Consider the following 25,501-nt stretch of genomic DNA (forward strand, 5'->3'; position numbering starts at 1 on the left):
TCATTGCGGAGTAACGCCGCACACCATTTATATATATCGGGATATTATCGTGAGAAAAACAGCCCTGCTATTTTTACGTTGCTGCCTGGCACTCTCTTTCTTCCTGCTGTTTGGCAACGCCAACGCATTTACTTGCCGCACGTCCGATGGCGGACTTATTCCCCCAGGGGGATCGGCCACGCCGGTTGACGTCCGGGTTCGCATCGGACCGCAGCTTTCTTATGGCAAAAACGAAATCGTCAACGTCAGCCAGGTCACCTGTAAAAACGACGTCGCGAGCTGGTACGACTATCTCAAAACCGATAGCCCGGCGCTGTCGATGAACGGCGCGATTTTTGGCTCGATCGGCAGCGGCACGACCATCAACGGCAGCGACTATAACTCCCCGGTGCCTGCCGGCATCAGCGTACTCAGCCTCACCGGCTTGCAGACCCAGTCTGTCGCCATCCGGGTCTATATCGTGTTGAACCGTTTCCCAACGCCGGACATCAAGGTGAATAAGGGTGACGTCATCGGCCAAATCAACTTTATTCAGACCAACGATCAACCGGGCTGCCCACAGTGCGGCGTTTATCGCTGGCGCCTGATCGCCGACAACGACGCCTATTTCGTCACCACCAGTTGCACCATCAACAACGGCCAGCAAATTAATGTCGATTTTGGTCAGATCCGCCAGGACTTCCTGACCCAGAGCGCCAACGACGCCCAGATCAAACAGGACAAAGCGCTCAGCTACCAGTGCGACGATCAGAGTGCGACGCAGGATATTCTGATCCGGATGGTCAGCGACGCCAGCGGCTTCTCCAGCGATTTTATCAAGACCACCAACCCCAACGTCGGCGTGGCCATGGTGCACAACGGCGCGGTGGTAAAGCCCAACAATGCCTTCAGAACGCGCATCGTCAACGGTCTGGGCAACGACACCGTCACCTTTGTGCCGGTGAAGAACAATGTCCCTTACACCAGCATCGCCACCGGTCCGCTGTCGGGCTCGGCCACGCTGATCTTCAGCGCACCTTGAGACGGGAGCCAGAATGAACATGACGATAAAAACGGGCTGCGCCCTGCTGTTGGCGCTGGAATTGATTAGCTCGGCCGCTCAGGCCGCCGATCAGGGCACCAAAGTCAACATCACCGCCACCGTGGTGGCGCCTCCGCCTTGCGTGATCAACGACGGGCGCACCATCGATATCGACTTCGGCAAGGTCGGCATCAAACGCATCGACGGCAGCCGCTATATGCAACGCATCGATTACAGCATCAAATGCGAGTTTCTGGATAACAGCCGCCAGTTGAAAATGAAGATCATGGGCAGCGCGGCGGCCTTTGACAACAGCGTGTTGACCAGCAGCGTCACTGGATTGGGCATCAAGCTGTTGGCCAACGGTAAGGCCTTCGCCATCAATACGCCGCTGAACATCGACTACGCCAATCCGCCGACGCTTGATGCAGTGCCGGTGAAAAACAGCGCCGTCACCCTGGCGGAAGGCGACTTCTCCAGCGGCGCCACCATGCTGGTGGACTATTTTTAAAGCGCCGCTTCGGCCGGATACTGAAAATAAAAAAAGCCGCAACGTCTCCGTTGCGGCTTGGTCGAGGATGGTGCGCCCGGGGCGCTCCTTACATCAGGCTATTCAGCCGAAGATCCCGCCGAACCACTGGCTCAGCTTCATCATCACCATATCCCAGATGCGGCTGAAGAAGTTGCCCTCTTTCACCTCTTGCATCACCACCAGCGGGTGCTGTTCGATGGTTTTGCCGTCCAGCTGGAAATCGATGGTGCCGACCACCTGGTTTTTCGCCAGCGGCGCTTCCAGCGTCGGTTGGGTCAGCTTGTAGCTGGCCTTCAGGTTTTTCATCTGCCCTTTCGGAATGGTGACCGAGGCGTCTTTCGCCACGCCGAGCGGCACTTCGCTGACGTCGCCGAACCACACTTTCTGGGTGACGAATGGTTTATCGGCCTTGATCGGCGTCGCGGTTTCATAGAAGCGGAAGCCCCAGGTCAACAGCTTTTCGCTTTCGCTAAAGCGCACGCGATCGCTCGGCGCGCCCAGCACCACCGAGATCAGGCGCATCGGGCCGTCGGTGGCGGACGCCACCAGGTTGTGACCGGCGCCGCTGGTGTAGCCGGTCTTGATGCCGTCAACGTTCAGGTTGCTGCTCCACAGCAGACGGTTGCGGTTAATCTGGCGGATCTTGTTGAAGGTGAACTCTTTCTCTTTATGCAGCGCGTATTCGTCCGGCACGTCGCGGATCAGCGCCTGACTCAACAGCGCCATGTCGCGCGCGGTGCTGTACTGCCCTTCCGCATCCAGGCCGTGCACCGTCAGGAAGTGGGTATTCTGCAGGCCCAGGGATTTGGCGTAGTTGTTCATCAGGCCGACGAACGAATCCTGGCTGCCCGCCACGTAGTCCGCCAGCGCGATGCTGGCGTCGTTGCCGGACTGGATCACGATGCCCTTATTCAGTTCCAGCACCGGCACCTGATCGCCCGGCTTGATGAACATCAGCGAAGAGCCGCGCAGCGCCGGGTTACCGGGCGCCCAGGCGTCTTTGCCGACGGTGACCATGTCTTCCGGCTTGATCTTGCCGGCCTTGATCGCCTGGCCGATCACGTAGCTGGACATGATCTTGGTCAGGCTGGCGGGATCGAGACGGGTGTCGGCATTGCCTTCGGTCAGCACCTTGCCGCTGTTGTAGTCCATCAGAATGAAGGCCTTGGCGTCTACCTGCGGCGGCGCCGGCGGCTCGGCCGCGTGTACGGCCGGGGCGGCCAGCAACAGGATGCCTACGCTGAAGGTCAGTTTTTTCAGGGAAGTGGATAAGTTTTTTTTCATCATGACGTCGCCAGAGTGTCCATTCAAAACCATTGAAATAGCGTTAACTTTCAAACATGTTCACGTTTTAAGCCAACCAGCGAGAGTGGCCCGGTGCGCGCGTGCCGGCCGCAACCCCCTGCGGCGCCCGTAGCGGGTAACACAACACACCGAAAATGCCCTTGCTGTGAGTTTATGTGATTTATCTTATTTTTGCAGGGTTTAGCGTGAATTTTCAGCATTTTTACATAACTGTACGCAGGCACGCATTTATCGTTCAAAAAAGCATCGAGACGCGCACTTTCGCCCCCATCCACGGCTAAACGGCCAAGCATCTGCACCGCTAAACATCTGCGCTTCCATACGTCTAAAAAAGATTAATATATTCCATAATGGCATATAGAACCGTTATTTGTTCTTTTTAAAGCGCTTATCCTCAGCGCTATCATCCGCACAACGACTTTTATACCGAATAATCCTGGAGATGAGTCATGGCGATCCCCCATTCCGTCATCGAGATGATTGGCAATACCCCGATGTTGGAACTGACCCAGTTTGATACCGGCCCGTGCCGGCTGTTCGTCAAGCTGGAGAACCAAAACCCCGGCGGTTCGATCAAAGACCGCGTGGCGCTGTCGATGATCGAGCAGGCCGAGCGCGACGGCAAACTGCAGCCGGGCGGTACCATCATCGAAGCCACCGCCGGCAATACCGGCCTGGGGTTGGCGCTGGTGGCGGCGCTGAAAGGCTATAAGCTGCTGCTGGTGGTGCCGGACAAGATGAGCCGCGAAAAGATCTTCCACCTGCGCGCGTTGGGGGTAGAGGTGTTGCTGACCCGTTCGGACGTCGGCAAGGGGCACCCGGCTTATTATCAGGATTACGCTAAACGCCTGGCCGGGGAGATCCCCGGCGCCTTTTATATCGATCAGTTCAATAACCCGGCCAACCCGGCGGCCCATACCACCACCACCGCGCCCGAACTGTGGCGGCAGATGGATCATGACGTGGACGCCATCGTGGTCGGCGTCGGTTCCGGCGGCACGCTGGGCGGGTTGAGCCGCTATTTCTCCGAGGTTTCGCCGCAGACGGAATTCGTGCTGGCCGACCCTGCCGGCTCTATCCTGGCGGACTATCTCGACCACGGCCAAATCGGCGAAGCGGGCAGTTGGCTGGTGGAAGGCATCGGCGAAGACTTCGTCCCGCCGCTCAGCGACTTTGACCAGGTGCGCCACGCTTACCGCATCGGCGATGAAGAAGCCTTCACCACCGCGCGCGATCTGCTGCGCAAGGAAGGCGTGCTGGCGGGCTCCTCCACCGGCACCCTGCTGGCCGCCGCTCTGCGTTACTGCCGCGCGCAAACCGAACCCAAGCGGGTCGTGACCTTCGTTTGCGACAGCGGCAACAAATACCTGTCTAAAATGTATAACGACCACTGGATGCTGGAGCAGGGCCTGCTGAGCAAACCGCAGCACGGCGATCTCCGCGATCTGATCGCTTATCGCCACGACGAAGGCGCCGCCGTTTCCGCCGCGCCGGACGACACGCTGGCGATCGTGCACGCCCGCATGCGGCTGTACGACATCTCGCAGCTACCGGTGCTGGAAGGCGATCGGGTGGTCGGATTGATCGATGAGTGGGATCTGCTGAACGCCGTCCAGGCCGACGCCGCCCACTTCAGCCTGCCGGCCGGCAGCGCGATGACCAAGCAGGTCCAGACGCTGCAAAAGGAAGACGGCTACGAGGAATTACAGGCCACCTTCAACCATGGCCACGTCGCGGTGGTGCTCGACGGCGAGCGCTTCCTCGGCCTGATTACCCGCACAGACGTGCTTAACGCCTGGCGCCAAAAATTACGTTAATAAGGATCCATTATGGCCAAGTTTGATACGTTGACCGTTCACGCCGGTTACACCCCGGACGCGACCGGCGCAGTGATGCCGGCGATTTACGCCACCTCCACCTACGCCCAACCGGCACCGGGCGAACATACCGGCTACGAATACTCCCGCAGCGCCAACCCGACGCGCACCGCGCTGGAAAGCGCCATCGCCGAACTGGAAGGCGGCAGCCGCGGCTACGCCTTCGCCTCCGGTCTGGCGGCCTGCTCCACGGTGCTGGAGCTGCTCGATAAAGACAGCCACCTGATCGCGGTAGACGACCTGTACGGCGGCACCTATCGCCTGCTGGAAAAAGTGCGCAGCCGCACCGCCGGCCTGCGCGTGACTTACGTGTCGCCGGCGGATCTCGCCGGGCTGGAACAGGCGATCGAGCCGGATACCAAAATGATCTGGGTCGAAACGCCGACCAACCCGCTGCTCAAGCTGGCGGATCTGAGCGCCATCGCCGCGATCGCCAAAAAGCATCAGCTCATCAGCGTGGCGGACAACACCTTCGCCTCGCCGTATCTGCAACGTCCGCTGGATCTGGGCTTTGACGTGGTGGTGCACTCCGCCACCAAATACCTTAACGGCCACTCCGATGTGGTGGCGGGCGTCGCGGCGGTGGGGAATAACCCGGCGCTGGCGGAACAGCTCGGTTTCCTGCAAAACGCGGTCGGCGGCATTCTCGATCCGTTCAGCAGCTTCCTGACGCTGCGCGGCATTCGCACTCTGGCGCTGCGCATGCAGCGCCACAGCGATAGCGCGCTGCGCATCGCCCAGTGGCTGGAGAGCCAGCCGCAGGTGGAAAACGTCTATTACCCCGGCCTGCCGAGCCATCCGCAGCATGAGCTGGCGGCGCGCCAGATGACGCGCTTCGGCGGCATGATCTCGGTACGGCTGAAAGGCGACGACGCCTATGCGCGCCGGGTCATCCAGCGTTCGCGCCTGTTCACCCTGGCGGAAAGCCTGGGCGGCGTGGAAAGCCTGATCAGCCAGCCGTTCAGCATGACGCACGCCTCCATTCCGCTGGAACAGCGCTTGGAAACCGGCATCACGCCGCAGCTGGTGCGCCTGTCGGTAGGGATTGAGGATGTGGAAGATCTGATCGCCGATCTGCAGCAGGCGCTGGCGGAATAATCACCGCATCAGCGCACCATCAGCCCGGCCGACGCGCCGGGCTTTTTTACGCCCGGCGTTCAGACGCCGATGACGTCCTGATAAAAACGGTGCGCCACATCGGGGTGAGAGCGGATGCGCCCTTTCAGGTAATTGTCGCCCACGTCGCGAAACAGCGGGTTGAGCGGATCGCTGGCCGGGCCGCGCGCCTGCGCCGCCAGCTGCGGCGGCAGTTGATACAGCGGCACCACCGCGTCCAGCCGCGCGCCGAGGAAGAAAGCGATCGACAACCTGTCGCGCCCCGCCGGCGGCGTTTCCACCCGGTGCACCGTGGCGCGCAGGTAGCCGTTGGTCGCGAGTTCCAGCAGCTCGCCGATGTTCACCACGAAGGTGTCTTCACGCGGCTGCGCGTCTATCCATTGCCCTTCGCTCACCTCTACCTGCAGCCCTTTTTGCGCGTCCTGCAGCAAAAAGCTGAGAAACCCGGAGTCCTTGTGCGCGCCGACGCCCTGTGCGCTGCCGGTGGCGTCCCGCCCCGGATAGCGGATAAGTTTGATGTGCTCGTTGGGCTTCTCGCCGTACAAGCGATCGAACGCCTGCTCCGGCAGCGACAGCGCCAAAGCGAAAGCGCGCAGCAGCCGCAGCGACATGGCGGTCATGGCCTGTTGCCACTGCAGCAGCAGCGGTTTCAGCGTCGGCAGCGCCGCCGGCCACTGGTTTGGCCCCTGCAGGCGCGCCCAGCGCGGCGTGTCATCAGACAGCGTCAGCGCCGGGCGCTCGGCGCCGATATCGAACTGCTCGCGCCAGTCAGGCTGCCCGCGCGTGAGTTCCGCCGCCGCCCGGTTGTAACCGCGAAAGTGCGGTGAATGCACCATCTGCACCGCCAGCTTGTCGGCTTCCGGCAGGGCGAAGAATTGCCGCGCGGCGTGCTGCAGCCGCGCATTCAGCGCGCCGTCCACGCCGTGGCCGCGCAGATAGAAAAAACCGACGTCGCGAGCCGCCGCGCGCAGATCGTCGAGAAAGGCGCGCCGTTGGCGCGCATCACCGTCAAGCTGCGAAAGATCCAGCAGCGGCAGCGTCTTCTGCGTCGTCAGATGCGTCATCATGCGGTTCCTCTTCTTCCCCGATCACGATCGGGCTGCCATACAGGCGAATAATCAACATTGTCACTCCCCAGCGGGTAGCTGCATTTGCTTCATAGTTATCACCGCGCTCGCCGGAGCGGCCAATATTGTTGCGTTCTAAGTTATGCAAACGTTCAACAAACTGTCGCAAAACCGTCATCAATGTTTCTTATGCTCTGCGCAATTTCGCCGACGCCGCTGGCTGGCGACGTGCGCTATCCGCTATCCTGTAAACGACCTCATACCCTGCCTGCCGGAGAAATACTGATGGATTTAGCCTTATTCGACCTGGATGAAACCCTGATTGACGATGACAGCGCCAGCCTGTGGATCCGCTGGCTGGTCGGCCAGGGGTTCGCGCCGGCGGAGCTGGAACTGCAGGAGCAGCAGCTGATGCAGCTCTATTATCAGGGCAAGCTGTCGATGGAGGACTACATGCAGGCCACGCTGGCGCCGCTGGCCGGCCTGAGCGTGCAAACCGTGGCCGGCTGGGTGCAGCGTTACATCCGCCGCGACATCCTGCCGCGCGTCTATCCCGCCGCCCGCGAACGCCTGCAGTGGCACCGCGAACGCGGCGACTGCATCCTGGTGATCTCCGCCACCGGCGAGCATCTGGTGGCGCCGATCGCCGAACAGCTCGGCGCCGACGATGCGCTGGCGATCGGCGTGGAAATCAGCGATGGCCGCTTCACCGGCAACACCTACGGCACCATGACCTATCAACAGGGCAAGGTGATCCGCCTGCAGCACTGGCTGGCGCAGCACCCGCACCTGAAGTTCGAGCACAGCCACGGCTACAGCGACTCTCTCAATGACAAGGCGATGCTGCAATTCGTCGACAGCGCCACGGTGATCAACCCCGACAGCGAACTGAGCGCGCTGGCGGCGGAGCGCGGCTGGGAAGTGTGCCGCTGGGAACGCTGAGCGGCAGACAAAAAGTGCCCTGCGGTGTGACAAAAAGCGCGTTGTGGCGTAGGTATAGAGGGTCCTTATTATCCGCTAACGGAGTTATCCCATGCTGACCATTTGGGGTCGTGAGAATTCGAACAACGTCAGGAAGGTGCTGTGGTGCGCCGCCGAATTGGGGCTCAACTATACCCACATCAACGCCGGCGGGGCGTTCGGCAAAGTCAACAAAGAGAGTTACCGCGCGTTGAACCCGAACGGCCTGGTGCCGCTGCTGCAGGACGATGACTTCGTGCTGTGGGAGTCCAACACCATCGTGCGCTACCTGGCGGCGAAATTCGGCGACGCGACGTTCTATCCGCAAGATCTGCAGGCGCGCGCCGCCGCCGACAAATGGATGGACTGGACCACCTCGACGATTGTCCCGGCCTTCACCATCGTCTTTTGGGGCCTGATACGCACCGCGCCGGAGCTGCGCGACATGGCGAAAATCGAAACGGCGATCGCCACGCTGGAAAAACACTTCGACGTCATCGAACAGACGCTGGCGCACCAGCCTTACCTCTCCGGCGGCGCGTTCGGTTTCGGCGATATCCCGCTCGGCAGCTTCGCCTACGCCTGGTTCGAAATGCCGATCGCCCGCCGCCCGCGGCCGAACATGGAGCGCTGGTATCAGCAACTGCGCGCACGCCCGGCCTACCAGCGCGGCGTGATGAGCGCACTCACCTGACGCGTGCGGGGCGTTACGACGCCCCGACCTTCAGCAGCTTGCCGTCCCGTTCGTCCGTCAGCAGATACAGGTAACCATCCGGCCCGCTGCGCACCTCGCGGATGCGTTCGCCGCGATCGCCCAGAAGCCGCTCTTCCGCCACCACCTTGTCCCCCTTCAGCGTCAGGCGAATCAGTGCCTTTTGCGCCAGTGCGCCGATGAACAGCGAGTGCCGCCAGGCGGGGAAGCGCTGCCCATCATAGAACGCCATGCCGCTGAGGCCGGGCGAAACCCGCCAATAGTGGAGCGGTTGTTCGGTGCCGGGCACCCGCTCCCCTTTCGCCTCGGGGATCGGCTGGCCGGAATAGTTGATGCCGTAGGTGGCCAGCGGCCAGCCGTAGTTTTTACCCGGCAGCGGGATGTTGAGCTCATCGCCGCCGCGCGGGCCGTGCTCATGCTCCCAGATTGCGCCACTCCACGGGTTCAACGCCAGCCCTTGCGGATTGCGATGGCCGTAAGACCAAACCTCCGGGCGTTTACCTGCCTGGCCGACCCAGGGGTTGTCCGGCGGCACGGCGCCCTCGGCGGTCAGCCGCACCAGTTTGCCCTGCAGTTTGTCGGTCTCTTGCGCCGTCGGCCGCTGATTGTTTTCGCCCAGCGTGATAAACAGGTAGCCTTGCCGATCAAACGCCAATTTGCCGCCGAAGTGATTGCCGACCGACAGCTTGGGCTGCTGACGGAAGATCACCTTAAAGTTTTCCAGCCGCGCGCCATCGTCGCTCAGGCGGCCATAGCCGACCGCCGTGCCGGCTTTGCCGCCCTCGCCCGGTTCGGCGAAGCTGAGATACACCCGGCGGCTGGCGGCGAAATCGGGCGCCGGCAGCACCTCCAGCAGGCCGCCCTGCCCTTCGGCGTAGACCTGCGGCACACCGGCGATCGGCGGCGACAGTCCTTTATCCTGCTGCCACAGCCGCAGCCGGCCGGGCCGTTCGGTGATAAGCAGGCCTTGTTCCGCCGGCAAGAAGGCCAGCGACCAAGGGTGTTCCAGGCCGTCCTGCAATTGGCTGACCGTCGGCGCGGCGTGCGCCAGGCCGCTGCACAGCAGCAAACCGGCCAGCAGAGTCAATCGGGGCATGGCGTCCTCCTGAAGATGAAATGACCCGTTTAGTGTAGCCCACTCAGCGGCCGCGGTCGTTTGCATTACATTTCAACGGGTTGCCTTTTAGCCGCCATGTGCTTAAGTTAATCCATTACCCAGGAGGAAAAATGGACATTACCGTTACCGACGCGATCGACGAACAAACCCTCGATGCGATCAGGCAAGGCCTGCGCGCTTACAACCTGCCGCATATCGACGCCAGCCACCGCAAGCCGCTCAGCGTCTATGCGCGCGACGAAGCCGGCGCGGTGATCGGCGGCCTGACCGCCGAAACCTGGGGCAACTGGCTGAGCGTCGAGTGGCTATGGGTGGCGGATACCCAGCGCGGCAGCGGCCTCGGCGGCCGACTGATGCGCGCCGCCGAGCACGAGGCGCAGGCGCGCGGCTGCCGCTACGCCCGCCTCGACACCTTCAGCTTTCAGGCGCGGCCGTTCTACGAAAAGCTCGGTTATCAGCTGCAAATGACGCTGAAAGAGTATCCGGTGGAACATGAGTGTTATTTACTTACCAAAACGCTGACTGATTAATGGATGGACGGATGGACAGCAAAAGCATGGTGGTGAACTGTGTAGCGTACAAAGCCGGCCAACGGCTGGGCGAAGTGACCATCGACGATATCAGTGAGGTGGTCAAACAGCCCGACACCTTCATCTGGCTGGGATTAAGGCAGCCGGAGCCGGCGTTTATGCGCAAGGTGCAGGAGGAGTTCGGGCTGCACGATCTGGCGATCGAAGACGCGCTGTGCGCGCACCAGCGGCCGAAGCTGGAGACCTACGGCGACTCGCTGTTCATCGTGGTGAAAACCGCGCAGTGGGGCGAGCACGACGAAATCGAATACGGCGAAACCCACTTCTTCGTCGGCAAAAACTTTCTGGTGACGGTGCGCCACGGCGCTTCGCCCAGTTACGCGCCGATCCGCGCCAAGGCGGAAGAGAACCACAAGCAGATGTGCCGCGGGCCGGGCTTCGCCCTCTATTCGGTGTTGGACTTCGTGGTGGATAACTACCGCAGCGTGGTGGCGCGCTTCGAGAGCACCATCGAGAACATTGAAGCCAACATGTTTCAGTCAGAGTTCGATCAGGCGGCGATCGAGAACGTCTATACCCTGCGCCGCCATCTGCTGGCGCTGCGCAACGCCGCGCTGCCGATGGATGAAATTTGCAACCAGCTGATCCGCCTGCACGAAGAGGTGATCCCGAAAGAGCTGCGCGCCTACGTGCGCGACGTGCAAGATCACGCCCATCAGGTGGTCAGCAATATCGACGACATGCGCGAAATGCTGACCAACGCCATGCACGTCAACCTGGCGCTGGTGACGGTCAAACAAAACGAAGTGGTGAAACGGCTGGCGGGTTGGGGGGCAATCTTGGCCATCCCGACGGTGGTCTTCAGCCTGTACGGGATGAACTTCGCCGACATGCCGGAACTGAAGTTCCCGTGGGCCTATCACGCCACGCTGGGAGTGACCGCCGTCGGCTGCATTTTCCTGTATCAGAAACTGAAGAAATCGGGCTGGCTGTAAGCGCCAGAACGGCGGATTTTCCCCACCGGCGAAGACGATCTGCGGAGCAGCCGGGTCCACCGACCGCCCCGCCGCTTCAATACAGCATCGGACGCCGATCGCGATGCACGTGATTGTGGCGGCCGATGTGCTTGTCATCAGCCGCGCCGATATCCATCGATGCCAGCACCATGCCTTCGCCTGTCAGGCTCTGCGTCAACGGATAGCCGTCGGCGTCGACGATCACCGAACCGCCGATCCACGCAACGCCGCGCTCCGTTTCGCAACGATCGCACACCGCGATGAACAGCCGATTGACGGCGGCGTTGGCCTGCGCCTTCACCATCTCCGCCGGCCGTTCGCCCTGCGGGCGCGGCGCCAGCGGCCAGTTGACCGGCGCGCACAGCAGCTGAGCACCGGCCAACGCAGGCAAGCGCACCCACTCCGGAAACTCGAGGTCGTAACAGATCATCACCGCCAACCGGCCAAAACGCGTCTCGACGACCGGCGGCGGCCGATCGCCGGCGGTAAAGATCAAACTCTCTTCATGCCACAGGTGCACTTTGCGATAAATCGCCCTCACCCCCTGCGCATCGATCAACGCCGCGCTGTTGGCCACCTCGCCATCAGGCAGACGCTCGCAAAAACCGGCGACGATCGCCACATCCAGCTCACTCGCCAGGGCACACCACAGGCTGAGGCTGGGCCCATCTTCGGCCTCGGCCAACGCCCGCGCCTCCGCCTTGTCGCGCAGCACGTAGCCGCTGTTCACCAACTCCGGCAACACGATGACGTTGGCGCCGCGCTGCGCTGCCCGGCGGATCGCCTGGGCGGACAGCGCCCGATTATGTTCCGCTTCCCCTACCCGCAGCGCCAACTGGCAGCATGCGACGCTGATTTTTTCCTTCACTCCCGTTCTCCTTCCAATAATCCCTCGCAACGCAACGCCACCCGCCGTTCGGCTTCGAGATCGAGCTTTCGGCACATGACGACATAAACGCTCCCGGCCACCAGCAAGCCGATCAGAAAAGCGATATCCGCGCCGCCCAGTAAAACAGCAAAGGGGCCAGTGTAAAAGCCCAACGTCATGAACGGCACCATCGCCAGCAGGCCGATCGCGTAGGCCGTCAGACCGGAGCCGCCCCAACGGCCGTAGATCCCCGCCGGGTTGAAGATTTCACCTATCGCGTAATGTCCGCCGCGCACCACGTAAAAGTCCATCAGATTCACCGCCGTCCAGGGCACCAGGAAATACAGCATCAGCAGCACGAAGGTATTGAAGCTGGCGAGATAGCTCGCCGGGATAGCCAACGCCACCGCGAACACCGTCAGAGCGACGACGCCGATGCCGGCCATGCGTAATTTCAACGTTGGCGTCACTTTACGGAACGCGTCAATCGCGCTGAGGCTGGTCAGCATCGCGCCATAACAGTTGACCGCCATGATGCCGACCAGCGAGGGCACCGCGATCAGCACGGCCAGCGTGCCAAACCCCGGGTAAACGGCATTACCCACCGCCTGTACGCTGCCGATCGCATCGGGGGCCGGTAGGGCTGAGGCCAGAAATGCGCCCAGCGACATCAGCCAAAGCGCCGATCCGGCCGCCCCCAGATAAGTCCAAAAGATCACGTTGGCCGACGGCGTTTCATGCGGCAAATAGCGCGAGTAGTCGGAGACATACACCGCGTAGCTGATCTGGTAGCCGGCGGCCGCCGACAGCTGAATCAAAAAAGCCGCCCACGAAAAATGCCCGGCGCCGACGACGGCGTCCATCCGCAGCGACAGCACGGCACCGACCGTCAGCACGCCGAACACCGCCATCATCACATAGGTCAGCCAGCGCTGCACCGCATGCAGCATATCGTGGCCGACGATCGCCAACAGCACGGCCACCGCGATCAGCAACGCATACCAAGGCGGACGATGACCCGGCAATACCGTGTTGATCGCATCGGTCGCGAGAATAACGTTGAACACGTTGAAACCGATGTAAACAAACACCACGGCGGCAAAGGGAACGATGGCGCCACGCAGGCCGAATTGGGCCCGCGACTGGATCATCTGTGGCAGCCCCATGCGCGGCCCCTGATTGGCATGACACGCCATGAAGAACGTGCCGAACCCCACGCCGACGACAATGGCCAGCATTGAATAAAGCGCGCCCACCCCCAACGCCGGGCCGGTGAAACCGACCACCATCGTCGTCAAAACGAAATTACCGGTGAACCAAAACGGCGCCTGATGCCAAACCTTGCCATGCCGCTCGTGACGGGGCACATAGTCTATCGAGCGCACTTCAATTTTTGGGCGTGGCGCCACATTGCGATTGTTCATGTCCCACCTCGTCGTTTCAACGCTCGGTTTGGGTCTGCAGCTGCGGCGCCGGGCGGCTCAGCAGGCTGCCCAGCACGAAGGCGACGCCGCCGCCCACCGCCGTAGATCGGGCTGTTGGCGTCGATGCCGTGCCAGATCATCAGCCCCACCACGCACAGGCTGCCGGTCAGCATGCTGGCGATAGCGCCGGCGCTGGTGGCGCGCGGCCAGAAGATAGCCCCCACCAACGGGATCAGCATGCCGCCCACCAACAGGTTGTAAGCCAGCGTTAGCGCCGCCAGCACGTCGCGCACCACAAACGCCAGCCCCAGCATGACCGCGCCCATGAAAAGCGTGGTGAAGCGCCCGGCGGCCAGCCCGCCAGAAGGTTTGCGCCGGATGGCCGGCAACACGTCCTCCAGCGCGATGGTCGAAGAGGCCAGCAGGCAGGCGCTGGCGGTGGACATCAGCGCCGCCAGGGCCGCCGCGGCCACCAGCCCGCTGACGCCGACCGGCAACACCGCCTGCGCGATGGCGGCGAAGGCGCCGTCGGTATTACTGAGCGACGGCAGCACGATCTTGCCGGCCATGCCGATCAGCGCGCCGGTCACGCCATACAGCACGCAATAGACGCCCGCCCCCAGCCCGGCGAAGCGCGCCACATTGGCGCTACGGGCGGTGAACACCCGCTGCCAGATGTCCTGACCGATCAAAATGCCGAAGAAGTAGATCAGGAAAAATACCAGAATAGTATCCAGCCCGATCGACGACAGCTGGTAGTAACCGGCGGGCAGCAGGCTGGTGAACGCCTCCCAGCCGCCGGCCTTGACGATGCTCATCGGCATCAGCACCAGCATCATGCCGACGGTCATGATGATGAACTGAATGATGTCGGTCAGCGTCAGCGACCACATGCCCCCCAGCGTCGAATACAGCACCACCAGCCCGCCGCCGAGCAGGATAGACGCGCTGAACGACAGGCCGAACATCACCTGCATCACGCTGCCGATGGCGATGATCGAGGTCACCGCCACCATCAGGTCATACGCCAGCATGATCGCGCCGCTGGTGACCCGCGCCGCCGGGTGATACCGCCGCGACAGCACCTGGCTGACGGTATACAGTTTCAGTTTGAGCAGCGGTTTGGCCAGCACCAGACTCAGCACCACAATGCCCAGCCCGAGCGCGCCGCACAGCCAGACGCCGGAGATGCCGTAGGTGTAGCCGAGCTTGACGCTGCCGATGGTCGACGCGCCGCCGAGCACCACCGCCGACAGCGTGCCCAGATACAGCCCCGGCCCCAGGTTGCGCCCGGCCACCAGATACGCCTCTTTGGAGTTGGCGCGGCGAATGCCCATCCACCCCACCGCGCCTATCACCAGAAAGTAAATCACCACAACCAGCAGATCGAGATTCATGGGTACCTCCACTCCGTTGTTATTGTTATCGGGGGCCCGACGCAACCGCTCCGCCGGCAGGGTCAGTACGACGGCCTCAGCGGGCCGGCAGCACGCACAGCATTTCAAACAGCAGATTGGCCGCCAGCAGCGCCGTATTGCCGGAACGATCGTAAGGCGGCGACACCTCCACCACGTCGCCGCCAATCAGGTTCAGCCCACGGCAGCCGCGCACGATCTCCAGCCCTTGCCAAACCGACAGTCCGCCGACCTCCGGCGTGCCGGTGCCCGGCGCGAAGGCCGGATCCAGCCCGTCGATATCGAAACTGAGATAAACCGGCGCATCGCCCATCTGCTCGCGGATCTCCGCCATCAGCGGCGTCAGCGACCGATGCCAGCAAGCTTCGGCCGGCACCACGCGAAAGCCCTGGCGCCGTGACCAATCGAAGTCATCCGCCGCATAGCCGCTGCCGCGCAGACCAATCTGCACCACTTTTTCCGGTGCCAGCAGCCCCTCCTCAAACGCGCGGCGGAAGGTGGTGCCGTGCGCCAGCTGTTCGCCAAACATCTCCTCGTTGGTGTCGGAATGCGCATCGACGTGGATCAGCCCGACCGGGCCATGTCGATGGGCGATGGCGCGCAGCACCGGCAGCGTCAGGGTGTGGTCGCCACCAAGCGTCAACGGCGTGCAGCCGTGCGCCAGGATCTCGCGGTAAGCCGCCTCGATGCGCCGTACGCTGTCCGCCAGGCTGTAGGGGTTAATGGCGACATCCCCCAGATCGGCCACCTGCAGCCGTTCGAATGGGGCGGAGCCGGTGCCCATGTTGTAGGGGCGGATCATCACCGACTCCTGGCGGATCTGGCGCGGGCCATAGCGGGTGCCGCTGCGATTGGAGGTGCCGATATCCAGAGGAATGCCGACAAAGGCGGCGTCCAGACCACGCGCCTGATCGGCGGCGGGCAGGCGCATCATGGTGGGGAGACCGGCAAAGCGCGGCATGTCGTTGCCGCTTTGGGGTTGGTTCAGCATGGCGTTTCCTTGTCTTGGGCTTGCGATAAATTGAAACATTTAAGCAACATTCGCAGACTACCCCGTTGACCGCACCGGCTACCATTCCCGCTTTTGCATGTAAACATCGAAAAACACGATGTAACTAACCCATTGAAGCGTTGATTTTTATTTCAATCTCATGCCATAAGAAAGGCCATATCTTCAGCGCCGCGCCTATTTCTTCGATGTTAAAAATGGGTTAAGCGGCCGACGTTCTGCGGAGGGGGCGATGCTCACTAACCTAAGCGATATCGATCTGAAGCTGTTGCGGGTGTTCGTCGCGGTGGCGGAAGCCCAGGGCGTCAGCGCCGCACAGGAAACGCTGCTGATGAACCAATCCACCATCAGCACCCATCTGGCCTCGCTGGAAACGCGACTGGGTTTTCGCCTGTGCCAGCGCGGGCGCTCCGGCTTCCGGCTGACGCCAAAAGGGGAACGCATGCTGATCGCCTGCCGCTCCTTGTTCAACGCCGCCCGCGACTTCACCCGGGTCAGCCAGTCGCTGAACGGCCTGCTGACCGGCGATCTGCAAATTGGTTTGGTGGATAACCTGGTTTCACTGCCGGGCAACCCGTTCAGTCAGGCCATCAAGCACTTTCAGCGGCGCCACCAGGACGTGCAATTGCAGTGCCGCATCTGTTCACCGAACGAGATTGAACAAGGGCTGCTGCACCGGCAGCTCGATCTGGGCATCGGCTACTTTGGCCAGCAGTTGGAGGCGTTGCGTTATCAACCGTGGCTGGAGGAGACGCAGGCGATCTATTGCAGTGAGGATCACCCGCTGTTCGCGGTGGAAGAACCCGAGCGCGAGCAGATTGAAAACGCGCGCTGGGTCAAACGCGGCTACCTGCTGGCGCACCAGCTGTGCCCGATCGCCCCGCCGCATCTGGCCGCGGTGGCCCACCACATGGAGAGCGTCGCCCATCTGGTGCTGAGCGGCACCTGTCTCGGTTATCTGCCCACCCACTATGCGGCGCGCTGGGTGGAGCAAGGGCTGCTGCGGCAGTTGGGCGGCGCAGCGCTCTCTTACCGCGCCACGCTCAGCCTGGTCAGCCGCCCCGTCCAACCCGACGAGGCGTTGAACGCGCTGTTGGAGGATTTGGCGCGCGCCGGCGAAAAAAAGCCCCGCATGTGCGGGGCCTGACGGACGTTAACTGACCGGCATGCGCGCCGGATCGGGATACTGGTATTCAAAACCCAGCTCGTTGCAGATGCGGTTGCCGTCCACCAGCCGCTCATCCTGTTCCGCTTCGTCGGCAAACTGCGGCGGCTCCAGGTGCAACTGCTCGGCCAGGGCCGGATAGAAATCGCGCTTGGCCGGATGACGCGGCGCGCACAGGTTGTACACGTGGCCGCCCTTGGGCAGCTTGAGCAGCAGTTGGATGGCGGCGATGACGTCGTCCTGATGCACCAGATTCACCCCCTGCGAGCCCCCCTTCACATCGAGTTTTCCCGCCAGGAAGCGGCCTGGGTGGCGATCGGCGCCCACCAGCCCCGCCAGGCGCAGAATGTCCACCGAGGTATTCGGCAGTTCGTGCAGCCAGCGCTCCAGCTCGGCCAATACCCGGCCGGAAGGCGAGACCGGCCGCAGCGGCGACTCTTCGCGCAGCGTGCCGGCGGTTTCGCCATACACCGAGGTGGAACTGGTGAAGATCACCCGCGGCACGCCGAAAGCCATTGCGCTGTCCACCAGCATGCGCACCGCATTGAAATAATTCTCGCTGCCTTCGACGGTGCGGCGCGCGGGCAGCGTGACCACCAGCGCATCCACGCGCAGCAACGACGCCAGATCGTCCGGATCGCAGATCAATTCCGGCGTCAGCTCCAACTGATAACATTCAATGCCGCTCATCCGCGCGGCCTCGACGCCGTCCGGCGTGGTTTTGCTGCCGACCACGTCGTACCCGCGGCCCATCAGCGACAACGCCAGCGGCATGCCCAACCAACCCAGACCAATAATGGCTACCTTTTTCATCCTCTTCCTCTCCTGAAGATCGCAGCGCCCTGCCCTTAAGGCTACGCCACTGCGCGCGGCGATACAATCTGACCGGCTTAAGGTTAGGTAAAGCCGTGTGTGGCTAATAACTCAACCTGTTTCAATAAATTAAATTTATGACGATAAAAAAGAGTTGCACGGCGGACAGCGGATAGTTTAGCTTAATTGCCATACGGTTTTTTACCGACTTTTGCTGAGAGAAAACACCATGACACGCGTTCAGTTCAACCACCATCATCACCATCACCCTGACTAGTCTTTCAGGCGATGTGTGCTGGAAGACGGTTTGTTAATCTTCCAGTGGCGCGCAGAACGCAAGAGAGAGCCCTCGGAAGATTTCTTCCGAGGGTTTTTTTTTTGGCTCCGGACAGACAGAAAAGAATAGTTTTTACAATAGATTCATAAAATTACAGATTAAACAGAGGTTACCATGCTGGACAAGACACGTTTACGGATCGCAATGCAGAAGTCGGGCCGCCTGAGCGATGAATCCCAGGAACTGCTGGCGCGCTGCGGCATCAAGATTAACCTGCAGCAGCAGCGTCTGATCGCCTTCGCCGAAAACATGCCGATCGATATCCTGCGCGTGCGCGACGACGACATTCCGGGTCTGGTGATGGACGGCGTGGTCGATCTCGGCATCATCGGCGAGAACGTGCTGGAAGAAGAGCTGCTCAGCCGCCGCGCCCAGGGTGAAGACCCGCGCTACTTCACCCTGCGCCGCCTCGATTTCGGCGGTTGCCGCCTGTCGCTGGCCACCCCGCTCGACGCCGAATACGCCGGCCCGCAAAGCCTGCAGGACGCCCGCATCGCCACCTCTTACCCGCACCTGCTGAAGCAATACCTCGACAAACAGGGCGTGCGCTTCAAATCTTGCCTGCTGAACGGCTCGGTGGAAGTGGCGCCGCGCGCCGGCCTGGCCGACGCCATCTGCGATCTGGTCTCTACCGGCGCCACGCTGGAGGCCAACGGCCTGCGCGAAGTGGAGGTGATCTACCGCTCCAAAGCTTGCCTGATCCAGCGCGACGGCGAAATGCCTGAAGCCAAACAGCAGCTGATTGACCGCCTGATGACCCGCATTCAGGGCGTGATCCAGGCGCGCGAATCCAAATACATCATGCTGCACGCGCCGAGCGAGAAACTGGATGAGATCGTCGCGCTGCTGCCGGGCGCCGAACGCCCGACCATTCTGCCGCTGGCCGGTGCGCAGAACCGCGTGGCGATGCACATGGTCAGCAGCGAAACCCTGTTCTGGGAAACCATGGAAAAACTGAAAGCGCTCGGCGCCAGCTCGATTCTGGTGCTGCCGATTGAAAAGATGATGGAGTAACGCCATGTCGACCTTCAACACGCCGATAGATTGGGCAACGTGCAGCGCCGAACGCCAGGCCGAGCTGCTGATGCGTCCGGCGATCGCCGCTTCCGACAGCATCACCCGCACGGTGAATGAGATCCTCGACAACGTGGAGGCCAACGGCGATCGGGCGTTGCGCGACTACAGCGCCCGTTTCGACAAGGCGGAAGTCTCGACGCTGCGCGTCAGCGCCGAGCAGATCGCCGCCGCCGCCGCGCGGTTGGGCGACGACATCAAACAGGCGATGGCGGTGGCCGTCGCCAACGTGGAAACCTTCCACAACGCGCAGCGACTGCCGCCGGTGGACGTCGAAACGCAACCGGGCGTGCGCTGCCAGCAGGTGACCCGCCCAATCGACTCGGTGGGCCTGTATATTCCCGGCGGATCGGCGCCGCTGTTCTCCACCGTGCTGATGCTGGCGACGCCGGCGCGCATCGCCGGCTGCCGCCGGGTAGTGCTGTGCTCGCCGCCGCCGATCGCCGATGAGATCCTGTATGCGGCGCAGCTGTGCGGCGTGCAGGAAGTGTTTCAGGTCGGGGGCGCGCAGGCGATCGCCGCCCTGGCGTTCGGCACCGAAAGCGTGCCGCGCGTGGCGAAGATCTTCGGGCCGGGCAACGCCTTCGTGACCGAAGCCAAGCGGCAGGTCAGCCAGCGCCTTGACGGCGCGGCCATCGATATGCCGGCCGGTCCTTCAGAAGTGCTGGTGATCGCCGACGCCGGCGCCACCCCGGCATTTGTCGCTTCCGATCTGCTGTCGCAGGCCGAGCACGGCCCGGATTCGCAGGTGATCCTGCTGACGCCGGACGCGGCGATGGCGCAGGCGGTGGCCGACGCGGTGGAAAGCCAGCTGGCCGAGCTGCCGCGCGCCGACACCGCCCGTCAGGCGCTGGCGAGCAGCCGCCTGATCGTGGCGCGCGATCTGCCGGAGTGCGTGGCCATCAGCAACCGTTACGGCCCGGAGCACCTGATCATTCAGACCCGCAATGCGCGCGATCTGGTGGACGGCATCACCAGCGCCGGTTCGGTGTTCCTCGGCGACTGGTCGCCGGAGTCCGCCGGCGATTACGCCTCCGGCACCAACCACGTGCTGCCGACCTACGGCTACACCGCCACCTGCTCAAGCCTCGGGCTGGCCGATTTCCAAAAACGCATGACGGTGCAGGAGCTGACGCCGCAGGGCTTCAGCAACCTGGCCGCCACCATCGAGACGCTGGCTGCCGCCGAGCAGCTGATCGCCCACAAGAACGCCGTGACCCTGCGCGTCGCCGCCCTGAAGGAGCAAGCATGAGCATCGAAAAACTGGCGCGCGCCAACGTTCGCGAACTGACCCCTTATCAATCGGCGCGCCGCCTCGGCGGCAAGGGCGACGTATGGCTGAACGCCAACGAATACCCGATCGCCCCGGAATTCCAGCTGACTGCGCAAACCTTCAACCGCTATCCGGAGTGCCAGCCGGCGCAGGTGATCGAACGCTACGCCGCCTATGCCGAGGTCAAGAAAGAGCAGGTGCTGGTCAGCCGCGGCGCCGATGAAGGCATCGAGCTGCTGATCCGCGCCTTCTGCGAGCCGGGCAAAGACGCCATTCTGTTCTGCCCGCCGACCTACGGCATGTACGCCGTCAGCGCCGAAACCTTTGGCGTGGAGCGCCGCACCGTTGCCGCCAAAGAGGACTGGCAGTTGGATCTGCCGGCCATCGCGGACAGCCTGGACAACGTGAAACTGATCTACGTCTGCAGCCCGAACAACCCGACCGGTAACCTGATTGACCCGGACTCTCTGCGCAGCCTGCTGGAGATGGCCAAAGGCAGAGCGATCGTCGCGGTGGACGAAGCCTATATCGAGTTTTGCCCGCAGGCCTCGGTGGCCGGGTGGCTGAGCGACTATCCGCACCTGGCTATTCTGCGCACGCTGTCGAAGGCCTTTGCGCTGGCCGGCCTGCGCTGCGGCTTTACGCTCGCCAACGAAGATCTGATTGCCCTGCTGCTGAAGGTGATCGCGCCTTACCCGCTCTCGACACCGGTGGCGGATATCGCCGCGCAGGCGCTGAGCGAAGAAGGCATCCGCACCATGCGCCAGCGCGTCACCGACATCGCCGCCACCCGCAGCTGGCTGCAGCAACAGCTGGAAAAATGCGCCTGCGTCGAGCAGGTTTTCGCCAGCGACAGCAATTACCTGCTGGCCCGCTTCACCGCCTCAAGTAATGTGTTTAAAAGCTTGTGGGATCAGGGCATTATCTTACGAGACCAAAACAAACAGCCCGGGTTGTCCGGCTGCCTGCGCATCACCATAGGCACCCGCGACGAATGTCAACGCGTGGTGGACGCCTTGTCCGCCCTGCCCGGCGCCAACCAGACTCGCCAGGAGCCAATGTGAGCCAAAAAATCCTCTTTATCGATCGTGACGGCACGCTGATCGCCGAGCCACCGGAAGATTTCCAGGTTGACCGCCTGGACAAGCTGGCGCTTGAGCCGGACGTGATCCCTTCCCTGCTGGCGCTGCAACAGGCGGGGTATCAGCTGGTGATGATCACCAATCAGGATGGGCTCGGCACCGCCAGTTTCCCGCAGGAAACCTTCGATCCGCCGCACAACCTGATGATGCAGATCCTTAGCTCGCAGGGCATTCAGTTCGCCGATGTGTTGATCTGCCCGCACCTGCCGGCGGACAACTGCGACTGCCGCAAGCCGAAGACCGCGCTGGTGAAGGGTTATCTCGAACCCGGCGTGCTCGATACCGCCCACAGCTACGTGATCGGCGATCGGCCGACCGACGTGCAGCTGGCAGAAAACATGGGCATTCAGGGGCTGCGCTACCAGCGCGGCGTGCTGGGCTGGAAAGAGATCGTGCGCCAGCTGACCCTGCGCGACCGCCATGCGCGGGTTAACCGCGTGACCAAAGAGACGCAGATCGATGTCAACGTCTGGCTGGATCGCGAAGGCGGCAGCAAAATCAAAACCGGCGTCGGCTTCTTCGACCACATGCTGGATCAGATCGCCACCCACGGCGGCTTCCGCATGGAGATCGACGTCAAAGGCGACCTGTATATCGACGATCACCACACCGTAGAGGACACCGGCCTGGCGCTGGGCGAAGCGTTGAACAAGGCGCTGGGCGACAAGCGCGGCATTGCCCGCTTCGGCTTCGTGCTGCCGATGGACGAGTGTCTGGCGCGCTGCGCGCTGGATATCTCCGGCCGCCCGCACCTGGAGTACAAGGCCGAGTTCAACTATCAGCGCGTCGGCGATCTCAGCACCGAAATGGTCGAGCACTTCTTCCGCTCGCTCTCCTACACCATGGGTTGCACGCTGCACCTGAAGACCAAAGGCAAAAACGACCACCACCGGGTCGAAAGCCTGTTCAAAGTGTTTGGCCGCACGCTGCGCCAGGCGATCCGCGTCGAGGGCAATACCCTGCCGAGCTCGAAAGGAGTGCTGTGATGAACGTGGTGATTTTGGATACCGGCTGCGCCAACCTGGCCTCCGTCACCTATGCGGTGCGGCGCCTGGGCTATCAGCCGGAAGTGAGCCGCGATCCGGAGATCGTGCTGCGCGCCGACAAGCTGTTCCTGCCGGGCGTCGGCACCGCGCAGGCGGCGATGGATCAGCTGCGCGAACGCGATCTGATCGAACTGATCAGGGCCTGCACTCAGCCGGTGCTGGGCATCTGCCTCGGTATGCAGCTGCTGGCGGCCAGCAGCGAAGAGAACGGCGGCATAACGACGCTCGGCCTCATCGATACGCCGGTAAAGCAGATGACCGACTTCGGCCTGCCGCTGCCGCACATGGGTTGGAACCAGGTATCCGCGCAGGCGGGCCACCATCTGTTCCGCGGCATCGATGACGGCGCCTACTTCTATTTCGTTCACAGCTATGCGATGCCGATATGCCCCAGCACCATCGCTCAGGCGAACTACGGCGAGCCCTTCACCGCCGCCGTGCAAAAAGACAACTTCTTCGGCGTGCAGTTTCATCCAGAACGTTCTGGAGCGGCCGGCGCGCAACTGTTGAAAAACTTTCTGGAGATGTAGGCAGCATGATTATTCCGGCTTTGGATTTGATCGACGGCAACGTGGTGCGTTTGCATCAGGGCGATTACGGCCAACAGCGCGACTACGGCAACGATCCGCTGCTGCGCCTGCAGGACTATCAACAACAGGGCGCCCAGGTGCTGCACCTGGTCGATCTGACCGGCGCCAAAGATCCGGCCGCGCGCCAGATCCCGCTGCTGCGCAAGCTGCTGGCGGGGGTTAACGTGCCGGTGCAGGTCGGCGGCGGCATCCGCAACGAGCAAGACGTCAGCGCCCTGCTGGAGGCCGGCGCCACGCGCGTGGTGATCGGCTCCACCGCGGTGAAACAGCCGCAGTTGGTGCAAAGCTGGTTCGAACGCTATGGCGCCGACGCGCTGGTATTGGCGTTGGATGTGCGCATCGACGCGCAGGGCGTGAAGCGCGTGGCCATCAGCGGCTGGCAGGAAGACTCCGACGCCACGCTTGAACAGGTGGTAGAGCAGTTCCTGCCCTACGGGCTGAAACACGTGCTGTGCACCGACATTTCGCGCGACGGCACGCTGGCCGGTTCCAACGTGGCGCTGTATCAGGCGATCAGCCGCCGCTATCCGCAAGTGGCCTTCCAGGCCTCAGGCGGCATCGGCAATCTGGACGACATCGCCCAGTTGCGCGGCAGCGGCGTTGCCGGCGTGATCGTCGGGCGCGCCCTGCTGGAAGGTAAATTTAGCGTTGAGGAGGCGATTGCATGCTGGCAAAACGGATAATCCCGTGTCTGGATGTTAAAGACGGGCAAGTGGTGAAAGGCGTGCAGTTCCGCAACCACGAAATCATCGGCGACATCGTGCCGCTGGCGCAGCGCTATGCGCAAGAAGGCGCGGACGAGCTGGTGTTTTACGATATCACCGCCTCGAGCGACGGCCGAGTGGTGGACAAAAGCTGGGTTTCGCGCGTGGCGGAGGTGATTGATATTCCGTTCTGCGTCGCCGGCGGCATTAGAAGCGCCGAGGATGCCAGCCAGATCCTGTCTTTCGGCGCCGACAAAATCTCCATCAACTCACCGGCGCTGGCCGATCCCGCTCTGATTAGCCGCCTGGCAGATCGCTTTGGCGTGCAGTGCATCGTGGTGGGCATCGATACCTGGTTCGACAGTGAAACCGGCAAGTATCACGTCAATCAATATACCGGCGACGAGAGCCGCACCCGCGTCACCCAGTGGGAAACCCTCGACTGGGTGCAGGAAGTGCAGCGCCGCGGCGCCGGTGAGATCGTGCTGAACATGATGAACCAGGACGGCGTGCGCAACGGTTACGATCTGCAGCAGCTGCGCCGAGTGCGCGAGGTCTGCAAGGTGCCGCTGATCGCCTCCGGCGGCGCGGGCACGATGGAGCACTTCCTGGAAGCGTTCCGCGATGCGGACGTCGACGGCGCTCTGGCGGCATCGGTGTTCCACAAACAAATCATCAATATCGGCGAACTGAAAAGGTTCCTGGTCGAACAAGGCGTGGAGATTCGCGTGTGCTGACAGAACAACAGAGAAACCAGCTGGACTGGGAGAAAACCGACGGCCTGATGCCGGCCATCGTGCAACACGCCGTTTCCGGCGAAGTGCTGATGCTGGGTTACATGACGCCGGAAGCGCTGGCGACCACCGAGCAGAGCGGCAATGTCACCTTCTTTTCGCGCACCAAGCAGCGCCTGTGGACCAAAGGCGAAAGTTCCGGCCACTTCCTCAAGGTGGTCAGCATCACGCCGGACTGCGATAACGACACGCTGCTGGTATTGGCCAACCCGATCGGCCCGACCTGCCACCTGGGCAACAGCAGCTGCTTCCATCCGGCCGCCAGCGACTGGACGTTCCTCTATCAGCTGGAACAGCTGTTGGCGGAGCGCAAGCATGCCAGCCCGGACAGCTCATACACCGCCAGCCTGTACGCCAGCGGCACCAAACGCATCGCGCAGAAGGTCGGGGAAGAAGGCGTGGAAACCGCGCTGGCCGCCACGGTCAACGATCGCGAAGAGCTGACCAACGAGGCCTCGGATCTGATCTATCACTTGCTGGTGCTGCTGCAGGACCAGGATTTGGATCTGAGCGCGGTGATCGGCCGGCTGCGCGAGCGGCATCAGAAAAAAGCGTGACATTAAATCACGCGCAATAAAAAAGCCGCCGGGCGTT

26 protein-coding genes, 1 pseudogene and 1 other annotated feature are annotated in these 25,501 nt (G+C 62.4%); of the genes and pseudogenes, 18 read left to right on the forward strand and 9 right to left on the reverse strand.

Translation table 11 applies throughout. From position 1 onward, the window contains the following. The first annotated feature begins 202 nt into the window (after positions 1-202). Positions 203-1,021, forward strand: coding sequence for a fimbrial protein (locus ACUTQY_RS08755; RefSeq protein ID WP_033633691.1), 819 nt, complete (start codon positions 203-205; stop codon positions 1,019-1,021). Positions 1,022-1,040: 19 nt separating this feature from the next. Beyond that, the gene (locus ACUTQY_RS08760) at positions 1,041-1,532 is read left to right on the forward strand and encodes a fimbrial protein (RefSeq protein WP_226772988.1); all 492 of its coding nucleotides are present in this window, start codon (positions 1,041-1,043) and stop codon (positions 1,530-1,532) included. 102 nt (positions 1,533-1,634) lie between these two features. On the opposite strand, the gene ACUTQY_RS08765 is transcribed toward ACUTQY_RS08760, so the two are convergent. Further along, complete coding sequence (locus tag ACUTQY_RS08765) at positions 1,635-2,840, reverse strand: serine hydrolase (protein WP_033633487.1); 1,206 nt, start codon at positions 2,838-2,840, stop codon at positions 1,635-1,637. Between the two features lie 467 nt (positions 2,841-3,307). Between ACUTQY_RS08765 and ACUTQY_RS08770 the strand changes: the two genes are divergently transcribed. Both ACUTQY_RS08770 and ACUTQY_RS08775 read left to right on the forward strand, forming a co-directional pair. Further along, positions 3,308-4,675, forward strand: a complete 1,368-nt coding sequence (locus ACUTQY_RS08770) for a pyridoxal-phosphate dependent enzyme (protein WP_046686741.1) — start codon at positions 3,308-3,310, stop codon at positions 4,673-4,675. A gap of 12 nt (positions 4,676-4,687) precedes the next feature. Continuing rightward, a complete protein-coding gene (locus ACUTQY_RS08775) occupies positions 4,688-5,833 on the forward strand; it encodes a trans-sulfuration enzyme family protein (protein ID WP_033642498.1) in 1,146 nt (381 codons plus the stop codon). A 59-nt stretch (positions 5,834-5,892) separates the two neighbouring features. Here ACUTQY_RS08775 and ACUTQY_RS08780 read toward each other — a convergent pair whose 3' ends face one another. Together ACUTQY_RS08780 and ACUTQY_RS08785 are read right to left on the reverse strand one after the other, a co-directional pair. Next, positions 5,893-6,915 (reverse strand): isopenicillin N synthase family dioxygenase, encoded by a 1,023-nt coding sequence (locus tag ACUTQY_RS08780; RefSeq protein ID WP_033644235.1) that lies wholly within the window; start codon positions 6,913-6,915, stop codon positions 5,893-5,895. Next, positions 6,860-7,096: a hypothetical protein gene (locus ACUTQY_RS08785; protein ID WP_071845076.1), complete on the reverse strand. Its 237-nt coding sequence runs from the start codon at positions 7,094-7,096 to the stop codon at positions 6,860-6,862. The genes ACUTQY_RS08780 and ACUTQY_RS08785 overlap by 56 nt, the downstream gene beginning before the upstream one ends. Before the next feature lie 107 nt (positions 7,097-7,203). Between ACUTQY_RS08785 and ACUTQY_RS08790 the strand changes: the two genes are divergently transcribed. Together ACUTQY_RS08790 and ACUTQY_RS08795 are read left to right on the forward strand one after the other, a co-directional pair. Continuing rightward, a complete protein-coding gene (locus ACUTQY_RS08790) occupies positions 7,204-7,860 on the forward strand; it encodes an HAD family hydrolase (protein ID WP_033642497.1) in 657 nt (218 codons plus the stop codon). A 91-nt stretch (positions 7,861-7,951) separates the two neighbouring features. Continuing rightward, a complete protein-coding gene (locus ACUTQY_RS08795; RefSeq protein WP_046686740.1) occupies positions 7,952-8,572 on the forward strand; it encodes a glutathione S-transferase family protein in 621 nt (206 codons plus the stop codon). A gap of 13 nt (positions 8,573-8,585) precedes the next feature. On the opposite strand, the gene ACUTQY_RS08800 is transcribed toward ACUTQY_RS08795, so the two are convergent. Then, positions 8,586-9,686 (reverse strand): PQQ-dependent sugar dehydrogenase, encoded by a 1,101-nt coding sequence (locus ACUTQY_RS08800; protein ID WP_033642495.1) that lies wholly within the window; start codon positions 9,684-9,686, stop codon positions 8,586-8,588. Between the two features lie 131 nt (positions 9,687-9,817). Here ACUTQY_RS08800 and ACUTQY_RS08805 point away from each other — a divergent pair, with 131 nt between their 5' ends. Both ACUTQY_RS08805 and ACUTQY_RS08810 read left to right on the forward strand, forming a co-directional pair. Then, complete coding sequence (locus tag ACUTQY_RS08805; RefSeq protein WP_033642494.1) at positions 9,818-10,237, forward strand: GNAT family N-acetyltransferase; 420 nt, start codon at positions 9,818-9,820, stop codon at positions 10,235-10,237. Between the two features lie 11 nt (positions 10,238-10,248). Beyond that, complete coding sequence (locus tag ACUTQY_RS08810; RefSeq protein WP_033642493.1) at positions 10,249-11,232, forward strand: magnesium and cobalt transport protein CorA; 984 nt, start codon at positions 10,249-10,251, stop codon at positions 11,230-11,232. A 76-nt stretch (positions 11,233-11,308) separates the two neighbouring features. On the opposite strand, the gene ACUTQY_RS08815 is transcribed toward ACUTQY_RS08810, so the two are convergent. From ACUTQY_RS08815 to speB, 4 genes and pseudogenes are all read right to left on the reverse strand, one after another. Continuing rightward, entirely contained in the window at positions 11,309-12,121 is an 813-nt protein-coding gene (locus ACUTQY_RS08815) for a nitrilase-related carbon-nitrogen hydrolase (RefSeq protein ID WP_046686738.1), read from the reverse strand. Then, a complete protein-coding gene (locus ACUTQY_RS08820; RefSeq protein ID WP_046686737.1) occupies positions 12,118-13,545 on the reverse strand; it encodes a purine-cytosine permease family protein in 1,428 nt (475 codons plus the stop codon). The genes ACUTQY_RS08815 and ACUTQY_RS08820 overlap by 4 nt, the downstream gene beginning before the upstream one ends. Positions 13,546-13,561: 16 nt before the next feature. Further along, positions 13,562-14,942: pseudogene (locus ACUTQY_RS08825) on the reverse strand (sodium:solute symporter). Positions 14,943-15,018: 76 nt separating this feature from the next. After that, positions 15,019-15,951 carry an agmatinase gene (gene speB / locus ACUTQY_RS08830; RefSeq protein ID WP_046686736.1) on the reverse strand — a complete coding sequence of 311 codons (933 nt, stop codon included), beginning with the start codon at positions 15,949-15,951 and terminating at the stop codon, positions 15,019-15,021. A gap of 250 nt (positions 15,952-16,201) precedes the next feature. On the opposite strand from speB, the gene ACUTQY_RS08835 reads away from it, so the two are divergent. Further along, complete coding sequence (locus ACUTQY_RS08835; RefSeq protein ID WP_046686735.1) at positions 16,202-17,116, forward strand: LysR family transcriptional regulator; 915 nt, start codon at positions 16,202-16,204, stop codon at positions 17,114-17,116. A 6-nt stretch (positions 17,117-17,122) separates the two neighbouring features. Here the strand turns inward: ACUTQY_RS08835 and ACUTQY_RS08840 are convergent, their stop codons facing one another. Then, entirely contained in the window at positions 17,123-17,947 is an 825-nt protein-coding gene (locus tag ACUTQY_RS08840) for an SDR family oxidoreductase (protein ID WP_033642487.1), read from the reverse strand. A 229-nt stretch (positions 17,948-18,176) separates the two neighbouring features. Between ACUTQY_RS08840 and hisL the strand changes: the two genes are divergently transcribed. From hisL to hisIE, 9 genes are all read left to right on the forward strand, one after another. Continuing rightward, a complete protein-coding gene (hisL, locus tag ACUTQY_RS08845) occupies positions 18,177-18,224 on the forward strand; it encodes a his operon leader peptide (RefSeq protein WP_100396937.1) in 48 nt (15 codons plus the stop codon). Then, positions 18,200-18,326, forward strand: a sequence feature (His leader region). It overlaps the preceding gene by 25 nt. Before the next feature lie 72 nt (positions 18,327-18,398). Beyond that, positions 18,399-19,298, forward strand: coding sequence for an ATP phosphoribosyltransferase (hisG, locus tag ACUTQY_RS08850; RefSeq protein WP_015377256.1), 900 nt, complete (start codon positions 18,399-18,401; stop codon positions 19,296-19,298). Positions 19,299-19,302: 4 nt separating this feature from the next. After that, a complete protein-coding gene (gene hisD / locus ACUTQY_RS08855) occupies positions 19,303-20,610 on the forward strand; it encodes a histidinol dehydrogenase (protein WP_046686734.1) in 1,308 nt (435 codons plus the stop codon). Then, the gene (gene hisC, locus ACUTQY_RS08860) at positions 20,607-21,695 is read left to right on the forward strand and encodes a histidinol-phosphate transaminase (protein WP_046686733.1); all 1,089 of its coding nucleotides are present in this window, start codon (positions 20,607-20,609) and stop codon (positions 21,693-21,695) included. Before hisD ends, hisC begins: the two co-directional genes overlap by 4 nt. Continuing rightward, entirely contained in the window at positions 21,692-22,759 is a 1,068-nt protein-coding gene (gene hisB, locus ACUTQY_RS08865) for a bifunctional histidinol-phosphatase/imidazoleglycerol-phosphate dehydratase HisB (RefSeq protein WP_015377254.1), read from the forward strand. The genes hisC and hisB overlap by 4 nt, the downstream gene beginning before the upstream one ends. After that, positions 22,759-23,349, forward strand: coding sequence for an imidazole glycerol phosphate synthase subunit HisH (hisH, locus tag ACUTQY_RS08870; RefSeq protein ID WP_021504315.1), 591 nt, complete (start codon positions 22,759-22,761; stop codon positions 23,347-23,349). Before hisB ends, hisH begins: the two co-directional genes overlap by 1 nt. 5 nt (positions 23,350-23,354) lie before the next feature. Beyond that, entirely contained in the window at positions 23,355-24,092 is a 738-nt protein-coding gene (gene hisA / locus ACUTQY_RS08875) for a 1-(5-phosphoribosyl)-5-[(5-phosphoribosylamino)methylideneamino]imidazole-4-carboxamide isomerase (RefSeq protein WP_042784058.1), read from the forward strand. After that, the gene (hisF, locus tag ACUTQY_RS08880) at positions 24,074-24,850 is read left to right on the forward strand and encodes an imidazole glycerol phosphate synthase subunit HisF (protein ID WP_342188338.1); all 777 of its coding nucleotides are present in this window, start codon (positions 24,074-24,076) and stop codon (positions 24,848-24,850) included. Before hisA ends, hisF begins: the two co-directional genes overlap by 19 nt. Beyond that, positions 24,844-25,464, forward strand: coding sequence for a bifunctional phosphoribosyl-AMP cyclohydrolase/phosphoribosyl-ATP diphosphatase HisIE (hisIE, locus tag ACUTQY_RS08885; protein WP_015377251.1), 621 nt, complete (start codon positions 24,844-24,846; stop codon positions 25,462-25,464). Before hisF ends, hisIE begins: the two co-directional genes overlap by 7 nt. Positions 25,465-25,501: the final 37 nt, after the last annotated feature.

Source organism: Serratia sp. TSA_130.1, from assembly GCF_052691795.1.

What these genes read in the sequence shown, in the direction of transcription:
- ACUTQY_RS08780 (WP_033644235.1), bottom strand. Translation starts at nt 6,915, where the DNA reads ATGACGCATCTGACGACGCAGAAGACGCTGCCGCTGCTGGATCTTTCG.
- speB (WP_046686736.1), bottom strand. Translation starts at nt 15,951, where the DNA reads ATGCTGAACCAACCCCAAAGCGGCAACGACATGCCGCGCTTTGCCGGT.
- ACUTQY_RS08820 (WP_046686737.1), bottom strand. Translation starts at nt 13,545, where the DNA reads ATGAACAATCGCAATGTGGCGCCACGCCCAAAAATTGAAGTGCGCTCG.
- ACUTQY_RS08835 (WP_046686735.1), top strand. Translation starts at nt 16,202, where the DNA reads ATGCTCACTAACCTAAGCGATATCGATCTGAAGCTGTTGCGGGTGTTC.
- ACUTQY_RS08775 (WP_033642498.1), top strand. Translation starts at nt 4,688, where the DNA reads ATGGCCAAGTTTGATACGTTGACCGTTCACGCCGGTTACACCCCGGAC.
- hisD (WP_046686734.1), top strand. Translation starts at nt 19,303, where the DNA reads ATGTCGACCTTCAACACGCCGATAGATTGGGCAACGTGCAGCGCCGAA.
- ACUTQY_RS08785 (WP_071845076.1), bottom strand. Translation starts at nt 7,096, where the DNA reads ATGACGGTTTTGCGACAGTTTGTTGAACGTTTGCATAACTTAGAACGC.
- ACUTQY_RS08810 (WP_033642493.1), top strand. Translation starts at nt 10,249, where the DNA reads ATGGACAGCAAAAGCATGGTGGTGAACTGTGTAGCGTACAAAGCCGGC.
- hisA (WP_042784058.1), top strand. Translation starts at nt 23,355, where the DNA reads ATGATTATTCCGGCTTTGGATTTGATCGACGGCAACGTGGTGCGTTTG.
- ACUTQY_RS08770 (WP_046686741.1), top strand. Translation starts at nt 3,308, where the DNA reads ATGGCGATCCCCCATTCCGTCATCGAGATGATTGGCAATACCCCGATG.
- ACUTQY_RS08765 (WP_033633487.1), bottom strand. Translation starts at nt 2,840, where the DNA reads ATGATGAAAAAAAACTTATCCACTTCCCTGAAAAAACTGACCTTCAGC.
- hisG (WP_015377256.1), top strand. Translation starts at nt 18,399, where the DNA reads ATGCTGGACAAGACACGTTTACGGATCGCAATGCAGAAGTCGGGCCGC.
- ACUTQY_RS08790 (WP_033642497.1), top strand. Translation starts at nt 7,204, where the DNA reads ATGGATTTAGCCTTATTCGACCTGGATGAAACCCTGATTGACGATGAC.
- hisH (WP_021504315.1), top strand. Translation starts at nt 22,759, where the DNA reads ATGAACGTGGTGATTTTGGATACCGGCTGCGCCAACCTGGCCTCCGTC.
- hisF (WP_342188338.1), top strand. Translation starts at nt 24,074, where the DNA reads ATGCTGGCAAAACGGATAATCCCGTGTCTGGATGTTAAAGACGGGCAA.
- ACUTQY_RS08795 (WP_046686740.1), top strand. Translation starts at nt 7,952, where the DNA reads ATGCTGACCATTTGGGGTCGTGAGAATTCGAACAACGTCAGGAAGGTG.
- ACUTQY_RS08760 (WP_226772988.1), top strand. Translation starts at nt 1,041, where the DNA reads ATGACGATAAAAACGGGCTGCGCCCTGCTGTTGGCGCTGGAATTGATT.
- ACUTQY_RS08800 (WP_033642495.1), bottom strand. Translation starts at nt 9,686, where the DNA reads ATGCCCCGATTGACTCTGCTGGCCGGTTTGCTGCTGTGCAGCGGCCTG.
- ACUTQY_RS08840 (WP_033642487.1), bottom strand. Translation starts at nt 17,947, where the DNA reads ATGAAAAAGGTAGCCATTATTGGTCTGGGTTGGTTGGGCATGCCGCTG.
- ACUTQY_RS08805 (WP_033642494.1), top strand. Translation starts at nt 9,818, where the DNA reads ATGGACATTACCGTTACCGACGCGATCGACGAACAAACCCTCGATGCG.
- hisC (WP_046686733.1), top strand. Translation starts at nt 20,607, where the DNA reads ATGAGCATCGAAAAACTGGCGCGCGCCAACGTTCGCGAACTGACCCCT.